Annotated in this window: 17 protein-coding genes; 10 read left to right on the forward strand and 7 right to left on the reverse strand. The window is 72.4% G+C overall.

Annotated elements, in window-relative coordinates; all coding sequences use genetic code 11:
- The first annotated feature begins 91 nt into the window (after positions 1-91).
- The gene (gene miaB / locus BMZ30_RS04585; RefSeq protein ID WP_093375432.1) at positions 92-1654 is read left to right on the forward strand and encodes a tRNA (N6-isopentenyl adenosine(37)-C2)-methylthiotransferase MiaB; all 1563 of its coding nucleotides are present in this window, start codon (positions 92-94) and stop codon (positions 1652-1654) included.
- Positions 1655-1689: 35 nt separating this feature from the next.
- Here the strand turns inward: miaB and BMZ30_RS04590 are convergent, their stop codons facing one another.
- Together BMZ30_RS04590 and BMZ30_RS04595 are read right to left on the reverse strand one after the other, a co-directional pair.
- Positions 1690-2130: a type III secretion system chaperone family protein gene (locus tag BMZ30_RS04590; protein ID WP_177191272.1), complete on the reverse strand. Its 441-nt coding sequence runs from the start codon at positions 2128-2130 to the stop codon at positions 1690-1692.
- The gene (locus BMZ30_RS04595; protein ID WP_093375436.1) at positions 2127-2648 is read right to left on the reverse strand and encodes a YbjN domain-containing protein; all 522 of its coding nucleotides are present in this window, start codon (positions 2646-2648) and stop codon (positions 2127-2129) included. The genes BMZ30_RS04590 and BMZ30_RS04595 overlap by 4 nt, the downstream gene beginning before the upstream one ends.
- A gap of 39 nt (positions 2649-2687) precedes the next feature.
- Here BMZ30_RS04595 and miaA point away from each other — a divergent pair, with 39 nt between their 5' ends.
- Both miaA and dapF read left to right on the forward strand, forming a co-directional pair.
- The gene (gene miaA / locus BMZ30_RS04600) at positions 2688-3644 is read left to right on the forward strand and encodes a tRNA (adenosine(37)-N6)-dimethylallyltransferase MiaA (RefSeq protein WP_093375438.1); all 957 of its coding nucleotides are present in this window, start codon (positions 2688-2690) and stop codon (positions 3642-3644) included.
- Positions 3641-4543: a diaminopimelate epimerase gene (gene dapF / locus BMZ30_RS04605; RefSeq protein ID WP_093375440.1), complete on the forward strand. Its 903-nt coding sequence runs from the start codon at positions 3641-3643 to the stop codon at positions 4541-4543. Before miaA ends, dapF begins: the two co-directional genes overlap by 4 nt.
- Positions 4544-4580: 37 nt before the next feature.
- Here dapF and BMZ30_RS04610 read toward each other — a convergent pair whose 3' ends face one another.
- Positions 4581-5180, reverse strand: a complete 600-nt coding sequence (locus BMZ30_RS04610; protein ID WP_093375442.1) for a class I SAM-dependent methyltransferase — start codon at positions 5178-5180, stop codon at positions 4581-4583.
- A 10-nt stretch (positions 5181-5190) separates the two neighbouring features.
- Positions 5191-5673, reverse strand: a complete 483-nt coding sequence (locus tag BMZ30_RS04615; RefSeq protein WP_219810179.1) for a P-loop nucleotide/nucleoside kinase family protein — start codon at positions 5671-5673, stop codon at positions 5191-5193.
- Between the two features lie 125 nt (positions 5674-5798).
- On the opposite strand from BMZ30_RS04615, the gene hflX reads away from it, so the two are divergent.
- The 3 genes from hflX to BMZ30_RS04630 are packed head-to-tail and all read left to right on the forward strand — an operon-like array spanning position 5799 to position 10355.
- Entirely contained in the window at positions 5799-7298 is a 1500-nt protein-coding gene (gene hflX / locus BMZ30_RS04620; protein WP_093375444.1) for a GTPase HflX, read from the forward strand.
- Positions 7299-7300: 2 nt separating this feature from the next.
- On the forward strand, positions 7301-9331 hold the full coding sequence (locus BMZ30_RS04625; RefSeq protein WP_280513581.1) for an ATP-dependent DNA helicase: 2031 nt from the start codon (positions 7301-7303) through the stop codon (positions 9329-9331).
- A gap of 37 nt (positions 9332-9368) precedes the next feature.
- The gene (locus tag BMZ30_RS04630; protein WP_093375446.1) at positions 9369-10355 is read left to right on the forward strand and encodes an L-lactate dehydrogenase; all 987 of its coding nucleotides are present in this window, start codon (positions 9369-9371) and stop codon (positions 10353-10355) included.
- 24 nt (positions 10356-10379) lie between these two features.
- Here the strand turns inward: BMZ30_RS04630 and lexA are convergent, their stop codons facing one another.
- Positions 10380-11090: a transcriptional repressor LexA gene (gene lexA / locus BMZ30_RS04635; protein ID WP_219810180.1), complete on the reverse strand. Its 711-nt coding sequence runs from the start codon at positions 11088-11090 to the stop codon at positions 10380-10382.
- A 250-nt stretch (positions 11091-11340) separates the two neighbouring features.
- Here lexA and BMZ30_RS04640 point away from each other — a divergent pair, with 250 nt between their 5' ends.
- Together BMZ30_RS04640 and nrdR are read left to right on the forward strand one after the other, a co-directional pair.
- A complete protein-coding gene (locus BMZ30_RS04640; RefSeq protein ID WP_093375448.1) occupies positions 11341-11730 on the forward strand; it encodes a LysM peptidoglycan-binding domain-containing protein in 390 nt (129 codons plus the stop codon).
- 103 nt (positions 11731-11833) lie between these two features.
- Positions 11834-12331, forward strand: coding sequence for a transcriptional regulator NrdR (nrdR, locus tag BMZ30_RS04645; RefSeq protein ID WP_093375450.1), 498 nt, complete (start codon positions 11834-11836; stop codon positions 12329-12331).
- Between the two features lie 62 nt (positions 12332-12393).
- On the opposite strand, the gene serA is transcribed toward nrdR, so the two are convergent.
- Positions 12394-13590, reverse strand: coding sequence for a phosphoglycerate dehydrogenase (serA, locus tag BMZ30_RS04650; protein ID WP_093375452.1), 1197 nt, complete (start codon positions 13588-13590; stop codon positions 12394-12396).
- Between the two features lie 57 nt (positions 13591-13647).
- The gene (locus BMZ30_RS04655) at positions 13648-15867 is read right to left on the reverse strand and encodes a HelD family protein (protein ID WP_229828244.1); all 2220 of its coding nucleotides are present in this window, start codon (positions 15865-15867) and stop codon (positions 13648-13650) included.
- A gap of 139 nt (positions 15868-16006) precedes the next feature.
- Here BMZ30_RS04655 and BMZ30_RS04660 point away from each other — a divergent pair, with 139 nt between their 5' ends.
- Positions 16007-17626: a sensor histidine kinase gene (locus BMZ30_RS04660; RefSeq protein ID WP_229828242.1), complete on the forward strand. Its 1620-nt coding sequence runs from the start codon at positions 16007-16009 to the stop codon at positions 17624-17626.
- Between the two features lie 5 nt (positions 17627-17631).
- A complete protein-coding gene (locus BMZ30_RS04665; RefSeq protein WP_093375795.1) occupies positions 17632-18072 on the forward strand; it encodes a response regulator in 441 nt (146 codons plus the stop codon).
- Positions 18073-18137: the final 65 nt, after the last annotated feature.

The following is an 18137-nucleotide window of genomic DNA, read 5'->3' on the forward strand; positions in this document are numbered from 1 at the left end:
AAGTAGGGACTCAAGGCCCAGGGCGCTACCTCATCGCGTAACGGTACGGTCTCGTTATGGCAAAGCGGGTCGAGCCGTAGAATTGGTGGCGATGTCCACCACCGCTCCCGCCCCCGCCTCCCGCCGCACCTACGTCGTGCGCACCCTCGGCTGCCAGATGAACGTGCACGACTCCGAGCACATGTCCGGCATGCTTGAGCAGGCTGGGTACGTGCGGGCCAGCGCGGCGGACGAGGCCGCGAGCTCGGCCGACGTCGTCGTCATCAACACGTGCGCCGTGCGCGAGAACGCGGCGAGCAAGCTGTACGGCAACCTCGGCCAGCTCGCCTCGGTCAAGAACGCACGCCCGGGCATGCAGATCGCGGTGGGCGGCTGCCTCGCGCAGAAGGACCGGGCCGGCATCGTCGACCGCGCCCCGTGGGTCGACGTCGTGTTCGGCACGCACAACCTCGACGCCCTGCCCGTCCTGCTGGAGCGGGCGCGCCACAACGCCGAGGCCCAGGTCGAGATCGCCGAGTCGCTGCAGGTCTTCCCCTCGACCCTGCCGACCCGGCGCGAGTCCGTGTACGCGGGCTGGGTCTCGATCTCGGTCGGCTGCAACAACACGTGCACGTTCTGCATCGTCCCCCACCTGCGGGGCAAGGAGCGCGACCGGCGGCCGGGCCAGGTGCTCGCCGAGGTCGAGGCGCTGGTCGCGCAGGGCGCCGTCGAGGTGACCCTGCTGGGCCAGAACGTCAACAGCTACGGCGTCGAGTTCGGCGACCGCGGCGCTTTCGCCAAGCTGCTCCGCGCCTGCGGCACCATCGAGGGCCTCGAGCGCGTGCGATTCACCAGTCCCCACCCGGCGGCCTTCACCGATGACGTCATCGTGGCGATGGCCGAGACCCCGAACGTCATGCCGCAGCTGCACATGCCGCTGCAGTCGGGCTCCGACCGCATCCTGCGCGCCATGCGCCGGTCCTACCGGTCAGAGAAGTTCCTGGGGATCCTCGACCGCGTGCGGGCGGCGATCCCGGACGCCGCCATCACGACCGACATCATCGTCGGGTTCCCGGGCGAGACCGAGGAGGACTTCGCCGAGACCCTCCGCGTGGTCGAGGCGTCCCGGTTCGCGTCGGCGTTCACCTTCCAGTACTCGCCGCGTCCCGGCACCCCCGCGGCGGAGCTCGACGGGCAGCTGCCCAAGGAGGTCGTGCAGGAGCGGTTCGTGCGCCTGACCGCCCTTCAGGACCGGATCGCTGCCCAGGAGAGCGCGGCCCAGCTCGGGCGCACGGTCGAGGTCCTGGTCACGGAGGCCGCGGGCCGCAAGGACGCCGCGTCCGAGCGCATCTCGGGACGCGCCCGCGACAACAGGCTCGTCCATGTCGCTCCGGCACCCGGGACACCGGTGGGCATTGGAGCCGACGACCCGCGCCTCGCCACCGACCTCGACGCGCGGGTGGTCCGTCCCGGCGACGTCGTGGAGGCTGTGGTGACGCAGAGCGCGCCCTATCACCTGGTCGCGGACGACCTGCTCGGCATCCGCCGCACCGCTGCCGGCGACGCCTGGGCGGCGCGCGAGCGCGGGCGCTACACGGACGATCACGACCACGGCTCGGCCGTGAGCTCCGGGGGCGCCGTCGCGCTCGGCCTGCCCACCGTACGACGCCGATAGCGAGGCTCCGGCCTCGACCCTGTGCTCGCGCGGGCTCAGCGTGGCGGAGCTGCGCCCAGAGCGGGGGCGAGGTCCTCGAGAGCAGCGGTCACCGCGACGAGCGAGGTACCCAGCTGCGCGGCGAGCTGCGCGTCGGTCGCGCCGTGGCGCACGTCGGTCGAGAGCTCCGCGTACAGCACGTGCTCGGCGGCCTGGTCGCCCTCCGCGCGCAGGTAGACCTTCGGCCACACCCGCCCGCGGTTCCAGTCGTTGAGGGCTCGGAGCACGGCCACCCGGTCCCGGACCGGGACGGCGGAGACCGCCCTGCCGCGGACCTGCAGCACGTCCGCCCGGGAGCCTTGGAGGAGGAACCACAGGTGGTGCCCGTCCCAGTTGCCTGCCAGGCCGGCCGGGGTCGGGGCGAACCCGTAACCGCGCTCGCGCAGGTAGGCGGCGACGCGTTCGATCGTGACGGCGCGGATGTCGGCGGCGCTCACCCTGCCACCGCGGGCGGGAGAGACGCCGGGTCGGGATAGCGCTCGTCGAGGCTCGAGAAGAACAGGGACGCCGCGCTCAGCCCGCACAGCAGGGCGGTGCCGAGTTGCGCGTCGTCGGCGCCGTGCTCGACCTCGGTCGAGACCTCCGCGACCACGCTGATCTGGCCGTCGTCGCGCACCTTCACGTAGCACTTGGGCCAGAGGCGCTCGGTGTTCCAGGCGTTGCAGATCTCGAGGATCTCCTCGATCCGGTCCATCGTCACCAGCCGGTGCCACTGGCCTCGGACCTGCAGGATGTGCTCGTCGGCGCCGCCGAGCAGGAACGAGAACACGTTCGAGCGCCACAGGCCGCCCAGCTCGCCCTGGCCGTCGGTGAAGTACACATACCCCTGGCTCTCGAACCACGCCGCGATGCGCGCGCGCGTGACGCGCGGCGTGGCGCTCGCGCCGGGCGGGGCAGCAGGCTCCGGCGCAGGGGTGGGCTCGTCCGCTCCCCGTGACCACCACCACCGCGCCATGTCGACCAGCGTAGACGCCGCGCCAGGTAGCCTCGCGGTGTGCTGATCGCAGTGGTGGGCCCGACGGCGACGGGCAAGTCGGCCCTCGGGGTCGCGCTCGCGCGTGCCCTCGACCCGCCGGGCGAGGTCGTCAACGCGGACGCCTTCCAGCTGTACCGGGGGATGGACATCGGCACCGCGAAGGTGACCGCCGCCGAGCGCGGCGAGGTCCCGCACCACCAGATCGACGTGCTCGACGTCGCGGAGGACGCCTCGGTCGCGCACTTCCAGACCGCCGCGCGCACGGACGTGGCGGACATCGAGTCGCGTGGGCGGCGAGCGATCCTCGTCGGCGGGTCCGGCCTGTACGTGAGATCGGTGCTGGACCGGATCGAGTTCCCCGGCACCGACCCGAAGATCCGGGGCGCGCTCGAGGCGCGCGCCGAGGCCGAGGGCGCGCGGAGGCTGCACGACGAGCTCACCCGACGCGACCCGGTCGCGGCTGCGAACATCGGGCCGGGCAACGTCAAGCGGACCGTCCGCGCCCTCGAGGTGATCGAGCTCACCGGCCGACCCTTCTCCGCGACCCTCCCCGTGCCGGAGTACGTGCGTCCGACCGTGCAGATCGGCCTGGACTGCTCGCGCGCCGTCCTCGACGCCCGCGTGGAGGCGCGCGTCGCAAAGATGTGGGAGCAAGGACTGGTCGCTGAGGTCGCCGCGCTCGCGGACCACGGGATGGGCCGGACGGCCGCACGCGCCGTCGGCTACGCAGAGGTCCTGGAGATGCTGGTCGGGCGGTGCACGGAGGCCGTGGCCCGCGAGGCGGTCGTCGTCCACACGCGGCGCCTGGCGCGCAAGCAGATGGGCTGGTTCGGGCGGGACCCGCGGATCGTCTGGCTCGATGCCGACGCCCCCGACCTCGTCGCCCAGGCGCTCGACGTCGTCGCCCGGGCCGAGCGCGGTGAGCTCGACCTGCCCGACGCCTCCCGCCCGACCCGCCGTACCCTGGGCTCATGACCTCGCTCGCGTTCTCCAAGGGCCACGGCACGCAGAACGACTTCGTGCTGCTGGCCGACGTCGACGCGGAGCTGGACCTGACCGCCGACCTCGTCCGGGCCCTCGCGGACCGCCGGGCCGGGCTCGGGGGCGACGGCGTCATCCGGGTGGTGCCGACGTCCGCCGTGCCGGAGGGCACCGCGATCCTGGCGGCGGACCCCACCGCGCGCTGGTTCATGGACTACCGCAACGCAGACGGCTCGATCGCCCAGATGTGCGGAAACGGGGTGCGCGTGTTCGCCGCCTTCCTCGAGCACCTGGGACTCGCGGATCTCAGCGACGGCGCGCCGCTCGCGATCGGGACGCGAGCCGGTGTCCGGCACGTCCGCCGCGAGGAGGTCGGCTACTACGCGGTCGGCATGGGCACCTGGCGGCTGCCGGGCGGGACCGAGGCGGTCGAGCTCGGCGCCGACGCCCTCGTCCGGACCGCCGGCATCGCGGACGAGCGGCCCGCGCTCAGTCTCGACATGGGGAACCCGCACACGGTCGTCGCGCTCGCGGACGCGGCCGAGCTCGCCGCGGCGGACCTCACGGCAGCGCCCGTGGTGACGCCGGTGCCCCCGGAGGGGACGAACGTCGAGTACGTCGTGGCGCTCGAGGCAGACGCGTCGGTCGGTCACGCCCGCATGCGGGTGCACGAGCGCGGCGTCGGGGAGACGCGGTCGTGCGGGACTGGCGCGTGCGCCGCGGCGGTGGCGGTCCGGACGTGGGCGGGAGCGGGCGCGCCGAGCACCTGGTTCGTGGACGTGCCTGGGGGCACCGTCCGCGTGCGGCTCGCCGACGACGGCACGACCGAGCTGGCAGGGCCTGCACGCCTGGTGGCCCACGGGACCGTCGACCCCGCCGCGCTCGTCGGCTGACGTTCCCCGACGAGCCGCTCGCGCGGCGGGCGGGCCCCTAGGCCCGGACGTCGAGGACCCGGAAGCCCTTCGCGCTCGCGCGACGGTCGACGTGCATGCCTAGATCCTGCGTCAGCCACGTTGCGAGCGAGTCGGCCCCCAGGTTGCGCTGCACCACGAGGTGCGCCGTGGCATCGGCGCGCAGGCGCGGCAGCCAGGTGCGCATGAGGTCGTGCAGGACGCCCTTGCCGACGCGGATCGGCGGGTTCGACCAGCACGCCGCGAAGGCGACGTCGTCGGGCACCTCGTCCGGGCGGACCGCCGTGACGTTGGCGAGGCCGAGCCGCGCCGCGTTGCTCCGCACCAGGTCGAGCGCGCGCTCGTTCACGTCGACGGCCCACACCCGCGCCTCGGGCGCCTCGAGCGCCATGGTCAGCGCGAGGGGTCCCCAGCCGCAGCCGAGGTCCAGCAGGTCGCCCGCGGCAGGAGGGTCGGGCACGTGGCGCAGCAGCACGCTCGTCCCGAGATCGATGCGTCCGGGGGAGAAGATGCCTCCGGCGGTCTCGACCTCGACGTCGCGGCCAGCGAGCCGAACGGTCAGGGCGCGTCGCTCCGCGGCCGAGGCGGGCTGGGCGGTGAAGTAGTGGTCCTCGCTCACGGTCGAGACTCTAGTGCTCGTCCGCCCCCGTCGTGCCGCCCGGGATCCGCCGCAGGGGGCCCTCGGCCGCGGTGGGTGCCTCGAAGTGGTCGAAGTAGCGCGCCGCGAGCGCGGGCGACAGGGGGACGTCGTCGGCGTGGGCTCCGGTCCGTGCACGCACGCGAGCCAGCGCGGTCGCGCGGTCGGTGTCCAGGTACCACGTCTCGGGTACGACGTCGGGTGCGAGCAGCGCCCGGTAGCGCGCGCGCATCTCACGTGACCAGAAGGAGAAGTCGAGCACCACGTCCGTGCCGGCAGCCACGTGCCTGAGCAGCTGGTCCTGGAGCGTCGCCTCGATCTCGGCGTGGACCGCGGGCTCGAGCGGCGTCGCGAGCCCGCGGCGCCAGATCTCCGTGTCGAACGAGAGGCGCACGAAGCCCTGCTCCTCCAGTCCGCGCGCGACGGTGGACTTCCCGGAGCCGGCGGGTCCGCACATCAGCACGACACGGGGCATGCGGCGAGCCTAGGGCAGCGGCGGGGACGCGGGGGTCCACAGGGACGTCACGCCCGTGGTGAAAACGGTCGCGCGGCGTCAGGACGACGTGACACCCTGGGATCCTGCGAACAGAGAGGCTCCACATGACGTCCCTTCCCCCTGAGTCCGACCAGCGCGCACAGCGTGACGTCGCCGACGACGTCGTCGCACGGGTCCTGGCGCGGGCGGGGACGGCACGCGCCGAGGGCGTCACGGTGCACGCGGCACACGACGGCGACCAGCTCGACCTCGCCGAGCGCGCCGCCCTGCGTCGCGTCGCCGGACTGTCGACGGAGCTCCAGGACGTCACCGAGGTCGAGTACCGTCAGCTGCGGCTCGAGCGCGTGGTGCTCGTCGGCCTCTGGCACGGTGGCCCGGCGGGCGCCCTCGAGGCCGAGGTCTCGCTGCGGGAGCTCGCCGCGCTCGCGGAGACCGCAGGGTCGCAGGTGCTCGACGGCCTCCTGCAGCGCCGTGCGAAGCCCGACCCCGGGACGTACCTCGGTTCCGGCAAGGCGCAGCAGCTGGCGGAGATCGTCGCGGCGAGCGGCGCCGACACCGTGATCGTGGACGACGAGCTCGCTCCCTCGCAGCGCCGTGCGCTCGAGGACGTCATCAAGGTGAAGGTCATCGACCGGACGGCACTGATCCTCGACATCTTCGCGCAGCACGCGAAGTCGCGTGAGGGCAAGGCCCAGGTCGAGCTCGCTCAGCTCGAGTACCTGCTCCCGCGCCTGCGCGGCTGGGGCGACTCGATGTCCCGTCAAGCCGGTGGCCAGGTCGGTGGGGCGGGTGCCGGCATGGGCTCGCGCGGTCCCGGTGAGACGAAGATCGAGCTGGACCGCCGGCGCATCCGCGACCGGATGGCGAAGCTGCGGCGCGAGATCGCTGCGATGGCGCCGGCGCGTGCGACCAAGCGGACGTCCCGTCACCGCAACGAGGTGCCGTCCGTGGCGATCGCCGGGTACACCAACGCGGGCAAGTCGAGCCTGTTGAACGCGATCACCGGGGCTGGCGTGCTGGTCGAGAACGCCTTGTTCGCCACGCTCGATCCCACGGTGCGCCGGGCCAAGACGGACGACGGTCGCGAGTTCACCATCGCCGACACGGTCGGCTTCGTGCGGTCGCTCCCGCACCAGCTGATCGAGGCGTTCCGGTCGACGCTCGAGGAGGTCGGCGACTCGGACCTCCTGCTGCACGTCGTCGACGCGTCGCACCCGGACCCGGAGGGGCAGATCGCCGCCGTCCGCGAGGTCCTCGCCGACATCCCCGGGGTGGCAGACCTGCCCGAGGTCGTCGTGCTGAACAAGGCGGACATCGCCGACCCGGACGTCGTGGCACGCCTGCGTGGCACCGAGCGCAACACCCTCGTCGTCTCGGCGCACACCGGGGAGGGCGTGCGCGAGCTGATGGCTTTCATCGCGGCCTCGCTGCCCCGCCCGGCGGTGGACGTCGACGTCGTCGTGCCCTACGCCCGGGGCGAGCTCGTCGACCGGATGCACCGCGAGGGCGAGATCGACTCCGAGGAGCACACAGCCGAGGGGACGCACCTGCGCGGCCGGGCGTCCGCGACGCTGGCCTCCGAGCTCGCTGCCGCTGCCCGGTGAGCGTGACGGCGCCCGTGGAGGGCTTGCCGGGACAGGCGCCGCAGCCCGACGTGGGCGCGCTCCTGGACGCCGTCGTCGCCGAGCTCGGGGGTTCCGCGCGGGCCGGCCAGCAGACCATGGCGCGCGAGATCGCCGAGGCGATCGAGTCACACCGCCACCTGCTCGTCCAGGCGGGCACCGGCACGGGCAAGTCGCTCGGCTACCTCGTCCCAGCGGTCGCCCACGCCGTGCGCACGGGCGAGAAGGTGCTGGTGTCCACGGCGACGCTCGCGCTGCAGCGGCAGGTCATGACGCGGGACCTCCCGCTCGTCGCGACCGCGCTGACCCCGCACCTGGCGCGGTCCGCACGCGTCGCGCTGCTCAAGGGCTGGCAGAACTACGCGTGCGTGCACAAGCTGGCCGGGGGGTACCCGCCGGACGACGCGGGCACGCTGTTCACGCTCGAGGCGGACCACCCCGCCGGTCCACGGCCCGGCAGGGGCTCCGACACCGACGAGGAGTCCCTCGGCGAGCAGGTGGTGCGGCTGCGGGCCTGGGCCGAGGAGACGACGACGGGGGACCGGGACGACCTGGTCCCTGGGGTGAGCGAGCGCGCCTGGCGGCAGGCGGCGGTCACCTCGCTCGAGTGCCTCGGGCAGAAGTGCCCGATGCTCGACTCCTGCTTCCCCGAGCGCGCACGCCAGGAGGCACGGGCGGCGGACGTGGTCGTCACCAACCACGCGATGCTCGGCATCGCGGCGTCGGGGTCACCTAACGTCCTGCCGGAGCACGCCGTCCTGATCGTCGACGAGGCGCACGAGCTCGCGGACCGCGTGACGGGGCAGGCGACGGCAGAGCTGTCGGCGGCGACGATCGAGCAGGCCGCGCGGTTCGCACGCAGGCACGGCGGCGTCGCCACGACCGAGCTCGACGCCGCGGGTGCCGCCGTCGGCGGTCTCCTGATGGGGCTCCCGGAGGGCCGCTTCCCCCACGGGCTGCCCGACGACCTGCGCACCGCGGTGGCGGCGGTGCGCGACGCCGCCCGAGGGCTGCTGACCGAGCTCAAGCCGGGCGGGGACAAGGACGCGGCTGTCGTCAGCGGGCTCAAGGTCGCGGCGTCGGCGATGCTCGTCCTGTTCGAGATCGCCGAGCGCATGGCCGCGGACCCGAGCGGCCACGACGTGGTATGGAGCTCGCGCGGCGCCGAGGGTGACGGGCGACGCGCAGGCATTACGCGGCTGTTCATCGCGCCGCTCCAGGTGTCCGGGCTCGTGCGCGAGGTGCTGCTCGGCGAACGGACGGGGGTCTTCACGTCCGCCACGCTGAACCTCGGCGGCAGCTTCGACGCCTCGGCGCGCAGTCTCGGCCTGGCGGTCGACAGCGAGGGTTCCGGCTGGCGCGGCCTCGACGTGGGCACACCGTTCGACTACGCCAAGCAGGGCATCCTCTACCTCGCGCGCCATCTGCCCGCTCCGGGGCGCGACGGGGTCCCTGACGCGCAGCTGGACGAGCTGGCCGAGCTGATCGAGGCCGCGGGCGGCCGCACCCTCGGACTCTTCTCCTCACGTCGGGGCGCGGTGGCCGCGGCCGAGGCGATGCGTGAGCGGCTCGACGTGCCGATCCTGTGCCAGGGCGACGACCAGCTGCCGACCCTCGTGGAACAGTTCACCGCGGACGAGGCGACGTGCCTGTTCGGTACCCTCTCGCTGTGGCAGGGCGTGGACGTCCCCGGTCCGGCGTGCCGCCTCGTCGTCATCGACCGGATCCCGTTCCCGCGGCCGGACGATCCCATCCGTTCGGCGCGCACCGAGGCCGTCGCGGCGGCCGGCGGCAACGGCTTCATGCAGGTCAGCGCCACCCACGCGGCTCTCCTGCTCGCGCAGGGTGCCGGGCGCCTGATCCGGCGCGCTGACGACCGCGGCGTCGTGGCGGTGCTCGACCCGCGCCTCGCGACCGCAAGGTACGGCACCTACCTCGCCCGCTCGATGCCGCCGCTGTGGCCGACGTCGGACAAGGCCGTGGTCACTGGCGCGCTGCGTCGGCTCGCGGACTAGGGTGGTCGCAGACCGACGCCTATCCTCCGGAGGACCCGTGAACGACGCCGCGCCCGCTCAGCTCGACACCTTCTCGCGCCGCACCACCAAGCTCGCGGTGGTCGGAGCCGGAGCGGTGGGATCGACGCTGGCGTACGCCGCGCTGATGCGCGGCGCGGCGCGCACGGTCGCCCTCTACGACGTGAACGCCGCCAAGGTCCAGGCCGAGGCGCTCGACCTCAGCCACGGTGTGCAGTTCGTCCCCGAGGCGACCGTCGTCGGGTCGGACGACATCTCCGTGTGCGCCGACGCCGACGTCGTCGTCGTGACCGCCGGTGCGAAGCAGCGTCCCGGGCAGTCCCGCATCGACCTCGCGGAGGCCACGATCGGCCTGATGCGGACGATCCTGCCGCCGCTCGTCGAGGTCGCCCCGAACGCGATCTACATCATGGTCACCAACCCTGTCGACGTCGTCACCTACGCCTCGCTGCAGATCTCCGGGCTCCCGGCGCGGCAGCTCTTCGGCTCGGGCACGGTCCTGGACTCCTCGCGGCTGCGCTACCTGATCGCCGACCACGTGGGCGTCGCGGTGCAGAACGTGCACGCGTACATCGCGGGGGAGCACGGCGACACGGAGATCCCGCTCTGGGACTCTGCGTCGATCGGAGCGGTGCCGCTGCTCGAGTGGGCGCGGACCGGCCCGAAGGGCGCGTTCGACGCATCCGTCCGCGAGGAGATCGCCCACGAGGTGGTGAACTCCGCGTACCGGATCATCGAGGGCAAGGGCGCCACGAACTACGCGGTCGGCCTCGCCGGCACCCGGATCATCGAGGCTGTGCTCAACAACGAGCACAGCATCCTGCCCGTGTCCTCGCTCCTCGACGACTACTTCGGGATCAGCGACGTCTGCCTGTCGGTGCCGACGATCGTCGGGCGTCGCGGCGTCTACGACCAGCTGCAGGTGCCGCTGTCCGATGCCGAGTACGACGGGCTCAAGCGGTCCGCGGACAAGCTGCGCGCGGTGGCCCGCCAGTTCGGGTTCTGAGCCCCGGAGCGGTCCCCGCTCGCCTCAGAGGCTGCGCAGGACGCTGACGACGCGACCGAGGATCTGCGCGTCCGTGCCGTCGATCGGTGCGTACGCCGCGTTCTGCGGCAGGAGCCACACCTCGCGGCCTGTGCGTCGCAGCGTCTTCACGGTGGCCTCGCCGTCGATCATCGCCGCGACGATCTCGCCGTTCTCAGCGACCTGCTGCTGACGGACGACCACCCAGTCACCGTCGCAGATCGCAGCCTCGATCATCGAGTCCCCGACCACCTTGAGCAGGAACAGGTCTCCGTCGCCCACGAGCTGCCGGGGGAGAGGGAACACGTCCTCGACGACCTGGTCCGCGAGGATCGGCCCACCGGCGGCGATGCGTCCGACGAGAGGAACGTAGGACGGGCGGGGGCGCTCGGTGACCAGCCCGTCCGGGACGACGTCCTCGTCCTCGCCGGACCGCGGGACGGGACGGACCACCTGGGCGTCGTCCCCCTGCACGATCTCCATCGCCCGGGGGCGGTTGGGGTCCCGGCGCACGTAGCCCTTGCGCTCGAGGGCCGCGAGCTGGTGCTTGACGCTGGACGGGCTGGTGAGGCCGACGGCGTCGCCGATCTCGCGCATGGACGGCGCGTAGCCGCGGGCCTCGACCGAGGCCCGGATGCACTCGAGCACCGCGCGCTGACGCGCCGTCAGGCCCTCCGCCTCGTCGCCGATCACGGTGCTGATCTGCTCGGTGCTCACGCTGGCACTCCTGTCCGTGGGGCGGGGCTGGTCGACTGCTGCCCGGGCCGTGTCAGTGGTGGGTGATGTGCTCGGGTCATCGGTTCTCGTGCTGCTGGCCAGCCTAGGGCCGACGAGGGTGGGAATCAAACATGTGTTCGAGCGTGTCTCGACATGTCGCCCCCACCCTGCTACAAATAGAACACGCGTTCGACGAACGTCTGTTCGAGTCACCTGTGGCGCGCAGTACGAGCGCCGAGACGGAGGAACCATGACCACGATCGCTTGGGGGATCCCCAGCCAGACGCGCACGTCCCACGCCCGGCCCGCACGCGCCGCCGCTCGTCGTCCGCAGGCAACGGCGCGCGGCACCCTGGTGCTCACGCGTCGGGGCCGCGTCGTGCTCGCCACGCTCGCCCTGCTGGTGGCGCTCGCCCTGGGCGGGCTCTTCGCCAACGGGGCGTCGGCCGACGCCCTGGGGGAGCCGGTCAACGTCGCGGTCCACACGGTCAGCCCGGGCGAGACGCTGTGGCACATCGCCTCAGGGGTCACCGTCCCGGGCCAGGACGTACGGGACACGATCGACGACGTGCTCGAGCTCAACGCGATGACGTCGGTCGACCTCGTCGCCGGCCAGCAGCTCCTCGTGCCGCAGTCCTGACGCGAGCACGCGCACGCCGAGCGTGGTTCCTTGCGCCGCCACGTTCCTGCGCCTAGATTCAGCGGGTGCTCTGCAGGCACGTCTCCCAGCGTGAAGGATCCTGATGCACTGCCCTTTCTGCCGCCATCAGGACTCGCGCGTCGTGGACTCCCGCACCTCCGACGACGGGGCGTCGATCAGACGTCGGCGCCAGTGCCCCGCGTGCAACCGCCGATTCTCCACGATCGAGACTGCGAGCCTGACGGTCGTCAAGCGCTCCGGCGCCACCGAGCCGTTCAGCCGCGAGAAGATCGTCAACGGCGTGCGCAAGGCCTGCCAGGGGCGACCCGTGAGCGACGATGACCTCGCGCTCCTCGCGCAGCGCGTCGAGGAGACGATCCGCGGCTCCGGGAGCGCGGAGCTGGACGCCAACGAGATCGGGTTGGCGATCCTCGGGCCGCTGCGCGAGCTGGACGAGGTCGCCTACCTGCGGTTTGCGAGCGTCTATCAGGGATTCGGGTCGCTCGAGGACTTCGACGCCGCGATCACGGCGCTCCGGGCAGACCGAGAGGCTCGCGACGCCGACGCCGACGACCGGGTCGAGGACGCACCGGAGGTCTGACTGCTCCTCACCTGACCTGGACGTTCGCCGTCCGAGGCGCGCAGCAACCCGGACGTTCGAGGTCAGGACAGGCGGCGCAGCCGGACCGTCGAGGCGAGGTCAGCGAGGGAGGCCACGACGTCGTCCGCGATCGGCGAACCCGCGTCCGTGACCACGTAGCCGATGTCGCCCCGCGTGGCCAAGAGCTGCGCCTCGATGTTGACGTCGTGCTCCGCGAGAACCTGGTTCACCTTGGCCAGCACGCCGGGGGTGTTGCGGTGCAGGTAGGCGAGGCGGTGCGCGCCCGTCTGCTCGAGTGCGAGGTTCGGGATGTTGACGCTCAGGGTCGTGGAGCCCGTCTGCAGGTAGTCGCGCAGCTTCGTGGCGACGAACTGCCCGATGGCCTCCTGCGCCTCCTCGGTGGAGCCGCCCGTGTGCGGCGTCAGGATCACGTTCGGCAGGCCCTGCAGGTCGAAGACGAAGGGGTCGCCCTTGCGCTTGGGCTCCTGGGGGAAGACGTCGACCGCGGCGCCGGCCACGTGCCCGGACAGCAGCGCGTCGCGCAGCGCGGCGTAGTCGACGACGAAGCCTCGTGAGAGGTTGAGGAAGATCGAGCCAGAACGCATACGTGCGACGTGGGCCGCGCTGAACATGCCGGCGTTGCCGGGACGGCCGTCGACGTGCAGCGTGACGACGTCGGCTACCTCGAGGAGCTCCTCGACCGTCTCCATCCGGCGGGCGTTGCCCAGGGCCAGCTTCTCGGCGGTGTCGTAGAAGACCACGGACATGCCCAGGTTCTCGGCGAGCACGGACAGCTGTGTGCCGATGTTCCCGTAGCCGATGATCCCGAGCGTGCGACCGCGGATCTCGTGCGCGCCGGACGCGGTCTTGTTCCACACGCCCTGGTGCATCTCGTCGTTGAAGACGGTGAGCCGGCGCGTGAGCGCGATGATGTCGGCGATCGCGATCTCCACCACCGATCGGGTGTTCGAGAACGGTGCGTTGAACACGGCGACACCGCGGTGCGCAGCCGGGTCGAGCGCGATCTGGTTGGTGCCGATGCAGAAGGCACCGATCGCCATCAGGTCCGGTGCGTGGTCGAGCACGCGCTCGGTGACGTTGGTCTTCGACCGGATGCCCAGGATGTCGACGCCCTCGAGGGCGTCGATGAGCTCGTCCTCGTCCAAGGCTCCCGTTCGCTGGACGACGTCGATCCCCTGGGACCGAAGGATCTCGGTGGCGAGGGGGTGCAGGTTTTCGAGGAGGAGGGCGCGTAGCACCCTCGAAGTATCGACGTCGGACCCGAGACCGACCAAGCCGGTCCCACGGGATGGACCTCAGCGGCCGTGCGGCCATCCTGCGGGCAGGGCACCGGAGGTGACGACGCGCAGCTGGCGGGTGGCGCGGGTCATGGCGACGTAGAGGTCCGGCGCGCGCAGCGTGGCCGGCTCGACCAGGACGACGACGTCGAACTCCAGGCCCTTGGTCTCGTGGGGGACCAGCACGGCGAGGGGAGCGTCGACGTCGGAACCGTCGGGCAGGAGCCGAGCGACCGCGCTCGCCCGGAGCGCCACGCGGACGGGCTCGGGATCGAGCGTCACGACGGCGACCCGGCCGGTGCGGTCAGCGCCGACGGTCTCCGTGGCGGCCGCGACGGCCTCGGCGACGGTGGCCGTCACGACCTCGGGCACCTCGACGCGGACGACCCGCAGCGCGTCGTCGACCTCGCGTGCGGACGTCACGGGAGAGACGGGCAGGCCCGCGGCGAGCGCGACGTCCTGCGCGCCCTGGGCGAGCACGTCCGGGGTGCGGTAGTTGACCGTGAGCTCGCGCTGCTGCCAGCCGTCGCGGAGCAGCGGGCGCAGCATGGTCTCCCAGCGGGTCGCGCCGGCCGCGTTCGCGGTCTGCGCGACGTCCCCGACGATGGTGAGCGAGCGGGTGGGGCAGCGGCGCAGCAGCATGCGCCACGCCATGGGGGAGAGCTCCTGGGCCTCGTCGACGACGACGTGCCCGTAGGTCCAGGCGCGGTCCGCAGCGGCGCGCTCCGCCGTCGTGAGGGCGGGACCTTGCTGCGCGAACCGGTCGACCAGGGTGTCGGCGTCGACGAAGGCGCCGGCGCCGGAGGTCGCGAGGACCTGCTGGGCGTACTCGCGGTCGCGGGCGCGCTCGGCCGCCGCGGCCCGGTTGCGGACGCGCTCGAGCTCGTCGTCCTCGCCGAGCAGCTCGGCGGCCTCGTCCAGGAGCGGGATGTCGGCGATCGTCCACGGGGCGTCGGCGGGCCGGGCGAGCAGGGCCCGCTCGGCCTCGGTGAGGTGCGGGGCCGCCTGCGCGAGCCGGTGCGGCTTGGTGAACAGGTCGCGCACCAGCTGCTCGGGCGTGATCGGGAACCAGGCGATGTTGAGCGCGACGCGCACCTCGCGGGTCGACCGCAGGTCCTCGACGATGCCGGACCGGTCCTCGGGTGCGTACGCGAGGGCGTCGGTGACCTGGGTCGCGAGCTTGCCGAGCATGTCGCGGACGAACACCGCGCGCGCCTCGTTGTGCGGTTTGTGGCTGCGTCGGGCGCGGCTCATCGCGTCCGCGACGTCGCGCGGGCGGATCACCACGTCCACACCGTCGACGCGCAGGTGCGTCTCCCGCTCGGGGACGCGCTGGCGGGCACGGACCGCGCGCTCGACGGCCTTGGCCATCCGCAGGTCGCCCTTGAGCCGGGCGACGGGACCCTCGTCGTCCTGCGTGGCGCGCACGCCGGGCAGCAGGCCACCGAGGGTGGAGGAGACGACGCCGGTCTCGCCCAGCGAGGGCAGCACCTGGTCGATGTAGCGCAGGAACGCCGGGCTCGGACCGACCAGCAGCACGCCGGAGCGCTCGAGGACCTTGCGGTGGTTGTAGAGCAGGTACGCCGCACGGTGCAGCGCGACGGCGGTCTTGCCCGTGCCGGGGCCGCCCTGGACGACGAGCGCGCCTGTGAGCGGTGCGCGGATGATCTCGTCCTGCTCGGACTGGATGGTCGCGACGATGTCGTTCATGCGGCCCGTGCGCTTGGCCGCCATCGCCGCGAGCAGGGCACCCTCGCCCGACAGGTGGGCGCCCTGGTCGTCGCTCGCCGCATAGGCGTCGAGGTCCAGGACCTCGTCCTCGAGGGACACGACCTGGCGACCGCGGGTGACCAGGTGGCGGCGGCGCACCACGTCGTCGGCGTGGGCGGCGGTGGCGCGGTAGAAGGCCTGAGCGGCCGGCGCGCGCCAGTCCGTGAGGAGCGAGGTGTGCTCGGCGTCGGTGAGACCGAGCCGACCGATGTAGCGGGTGGCTCCGTCGGCAAGGTCGAGGCGGCCGAAGCAGAGGCGGTCCTCCACGGCCTCGAGCTGGGCGAGGCGGTCCTCGTACAGCGTCGCGAACGCGTCACGCTCGCTGCGGTTCTGCGGCGAGCCGGAAGGCCCGGCCTTGCGGACACGGCGCAACCGCGCCCGCGCCTGGGCCCGGAGCTCGTCGAGTCGTGCGTAGAGGTCGTCCAGGGTGCTCTGCTCGCGTCCCAGCTCGTCGGTCAGTCCCGACACCCTGTCTCCCTCGCGTCGATCGGACGGGGCATCCATTATGGCCGATCCGGGCGGCGCCACGGGACGACGTCTCGTGGCGCCGGCCGCACGAGCCCCGCCTCTAGGATCGAGGGCGACCCGACGGCGTTGGAGGACATCTGTGAGCAGCGAACCGCGCGAACCGAGCGCGACCGAGGCGAGCCGCGTGGGGTGGACGCTGCGGCGTCGCCTCGGCGTCGCGCTGCTCGTGGCGGGCATCGTGCTCGCGACGATCCTGGCGATCGCCCTCACGGCGACGGCCCGGGTACGCAGTCATCAGGAGATGGTGACCCGTGACTACTACGCGACGGTCTCCTTGGTGAACGACTCCTACGAGCGGCTCGCCGCCGCCCAGTCGTCGATGCGCGGCTTTGCACTCACCGGCGCCGATGCGCTCCTGCCCGCGATCGAGGACGTCCGTTCCGCCCGGAGCGTGCTCCGGCTCGACGACGTCCCCGCGCCGGTGCGGGAGCAGCTCGGCGACGAGCTTGCCGGGCTCGTGACCAGCGCCAACGCTGGCGTGGAGCGGTGGCTCGACGAGTTCGCCGGACCGGTCGTCGACGCGGTGGCCGCCTCGGGTCCGGTGCCGCTCGCGCCCGAGTACTTCGTGGACGGACAGGTGGTCTTCGACGGCGTGCACGAGGACATGGACGCGATCGTCGCGCTCGTCAACGATGCCCGCGACGCCCAGACTCGCGAGCTCACGGCTGCCACGCGGACGCTCGTGTTCTCGTTCGGCTTCCTCGCGCTCTCGACCGTCGTCATCGGTGCGATCGTCTGGAACCGGCTGCGCCGCTGGGTGATCGACCCTCTCCAGATGCTGGCCGGCAGCGTGCGTCGGGTGCGTGACGGCGAGGTCGACGCACGCATCGGCACCGACGGCCCGGACGAGATCGGCGAGCTGGCCGGCGACGTCGAGGACCTCCGTACGACCCTCGTGGGGCAGCTTCGGCAGAACGAGGCCGACCGGGCGGAGCTCGTCGTCGCCAACGAGCAGCTCGTCTACCAGTCGGAGGAGCTGGCGCGGTCGAACCGGGACCTCGAGCAGTTCGCGTACGTCGCCTCGCACGATCTCCAGGAACCGCTGCGCAAGGTGGCGAGCTTCACGCAGCTCCTGCGCAAGCGGTACGGCGGCCAGCTCGACGACCGCGCCGACCAGTACATCGAGTTCGCCGTGGACGGTGCGCACCGGATGCAGCGGCTGATCCAGGACCTCCTGCTGTTCTCGCGGGTGGGCCGGACGCCGGCCGACTCCCGCGAGCCGGTCGCGCTCGAGGAGTGCGTGAGCGGCGCCCTCGCGAACCTCGGCGAGATCCTGGAGGAGACCGGCGCCGAGGTGACCTGCGACGCGCTCCCGACGGTCGTGGGCGAGTCGGGTCTGCTCACCCAGCTCTTCCAGAACCTCGTCGGCAACGCCGTCAAGTTCCGCCGCGATGGGCTCGCCCCGCGCGTCGAGATCACGGTGCGCCGCGACGGGGACGAGTGGCTGTTCGCCTGCCGGGACAACGGGATCGGCATCGATCCCCAGTATGCTGAGCGCGTCTTCGTGATCTTTCAGCGCCTGCACGCCAAGGACGAGTACGCGGGCACGGGCATCGGGCTGGCTCTGTGCAAGCGGATCGTGGAGTTCCACGGGGGCCGGATCTGGTTGGATGAGGACAGCGATTCGCAGGGCGCCACGATCCGGTGGTCCCTGCCGGCAGGCACCGACGCCCCCGAGACCGAGGGCGCCGAGAGATGAGCGAGATGATCAAGCAGCAGCAGATGGTGGACGTCCTCCTGGTCGAGGACGACCCGGGCGACGTCCTGATGACGCGCGAGGCGTTCGAGGACTACAAGATCGCCAACCGGCTGTCGGTCGTGTCCGACGGCGTCTCTGCGCTCGAGTTCGTCCGCAAGCAGGGCGAGTACGCCGACGCCCCCACGCCGGACCTGATCCTGCTGGACCTCAACCTGCCACGGATGGACGGCCGCGAGGTCCTCGCGGCGCTCAAGGACGACCCCGAGCTGCGCAGCATCCCCGTGGTCGTCCTGACGACGTCGGAGGCCGAGGAGGACATCCTGCGTTCCTACTCCCTGTACGCGAACGCCTACGTCACCAAGCCCGTCGACTTCGACCGGTTCATCAACGTCGTCCGCAGCATCGACGAGTTCTTCGTCAGCGTGGTCCGGCTGCCCGGACGCTGACCTGCTGAGCGAGCGTGGCGCGAGCGGTCGTGGGAATGCCCACGGCCGCTCGCGCGTTCTGCACC

Source organism: Flavimobilis marinus, from assembly GCF_900113055.1.
Lineage (GTDB): Bacteria > Actinomycetota > Actinomycetes > Actinomycetales > Cellulomonadaceae > Flavimobilis > Flavimobilis marinus.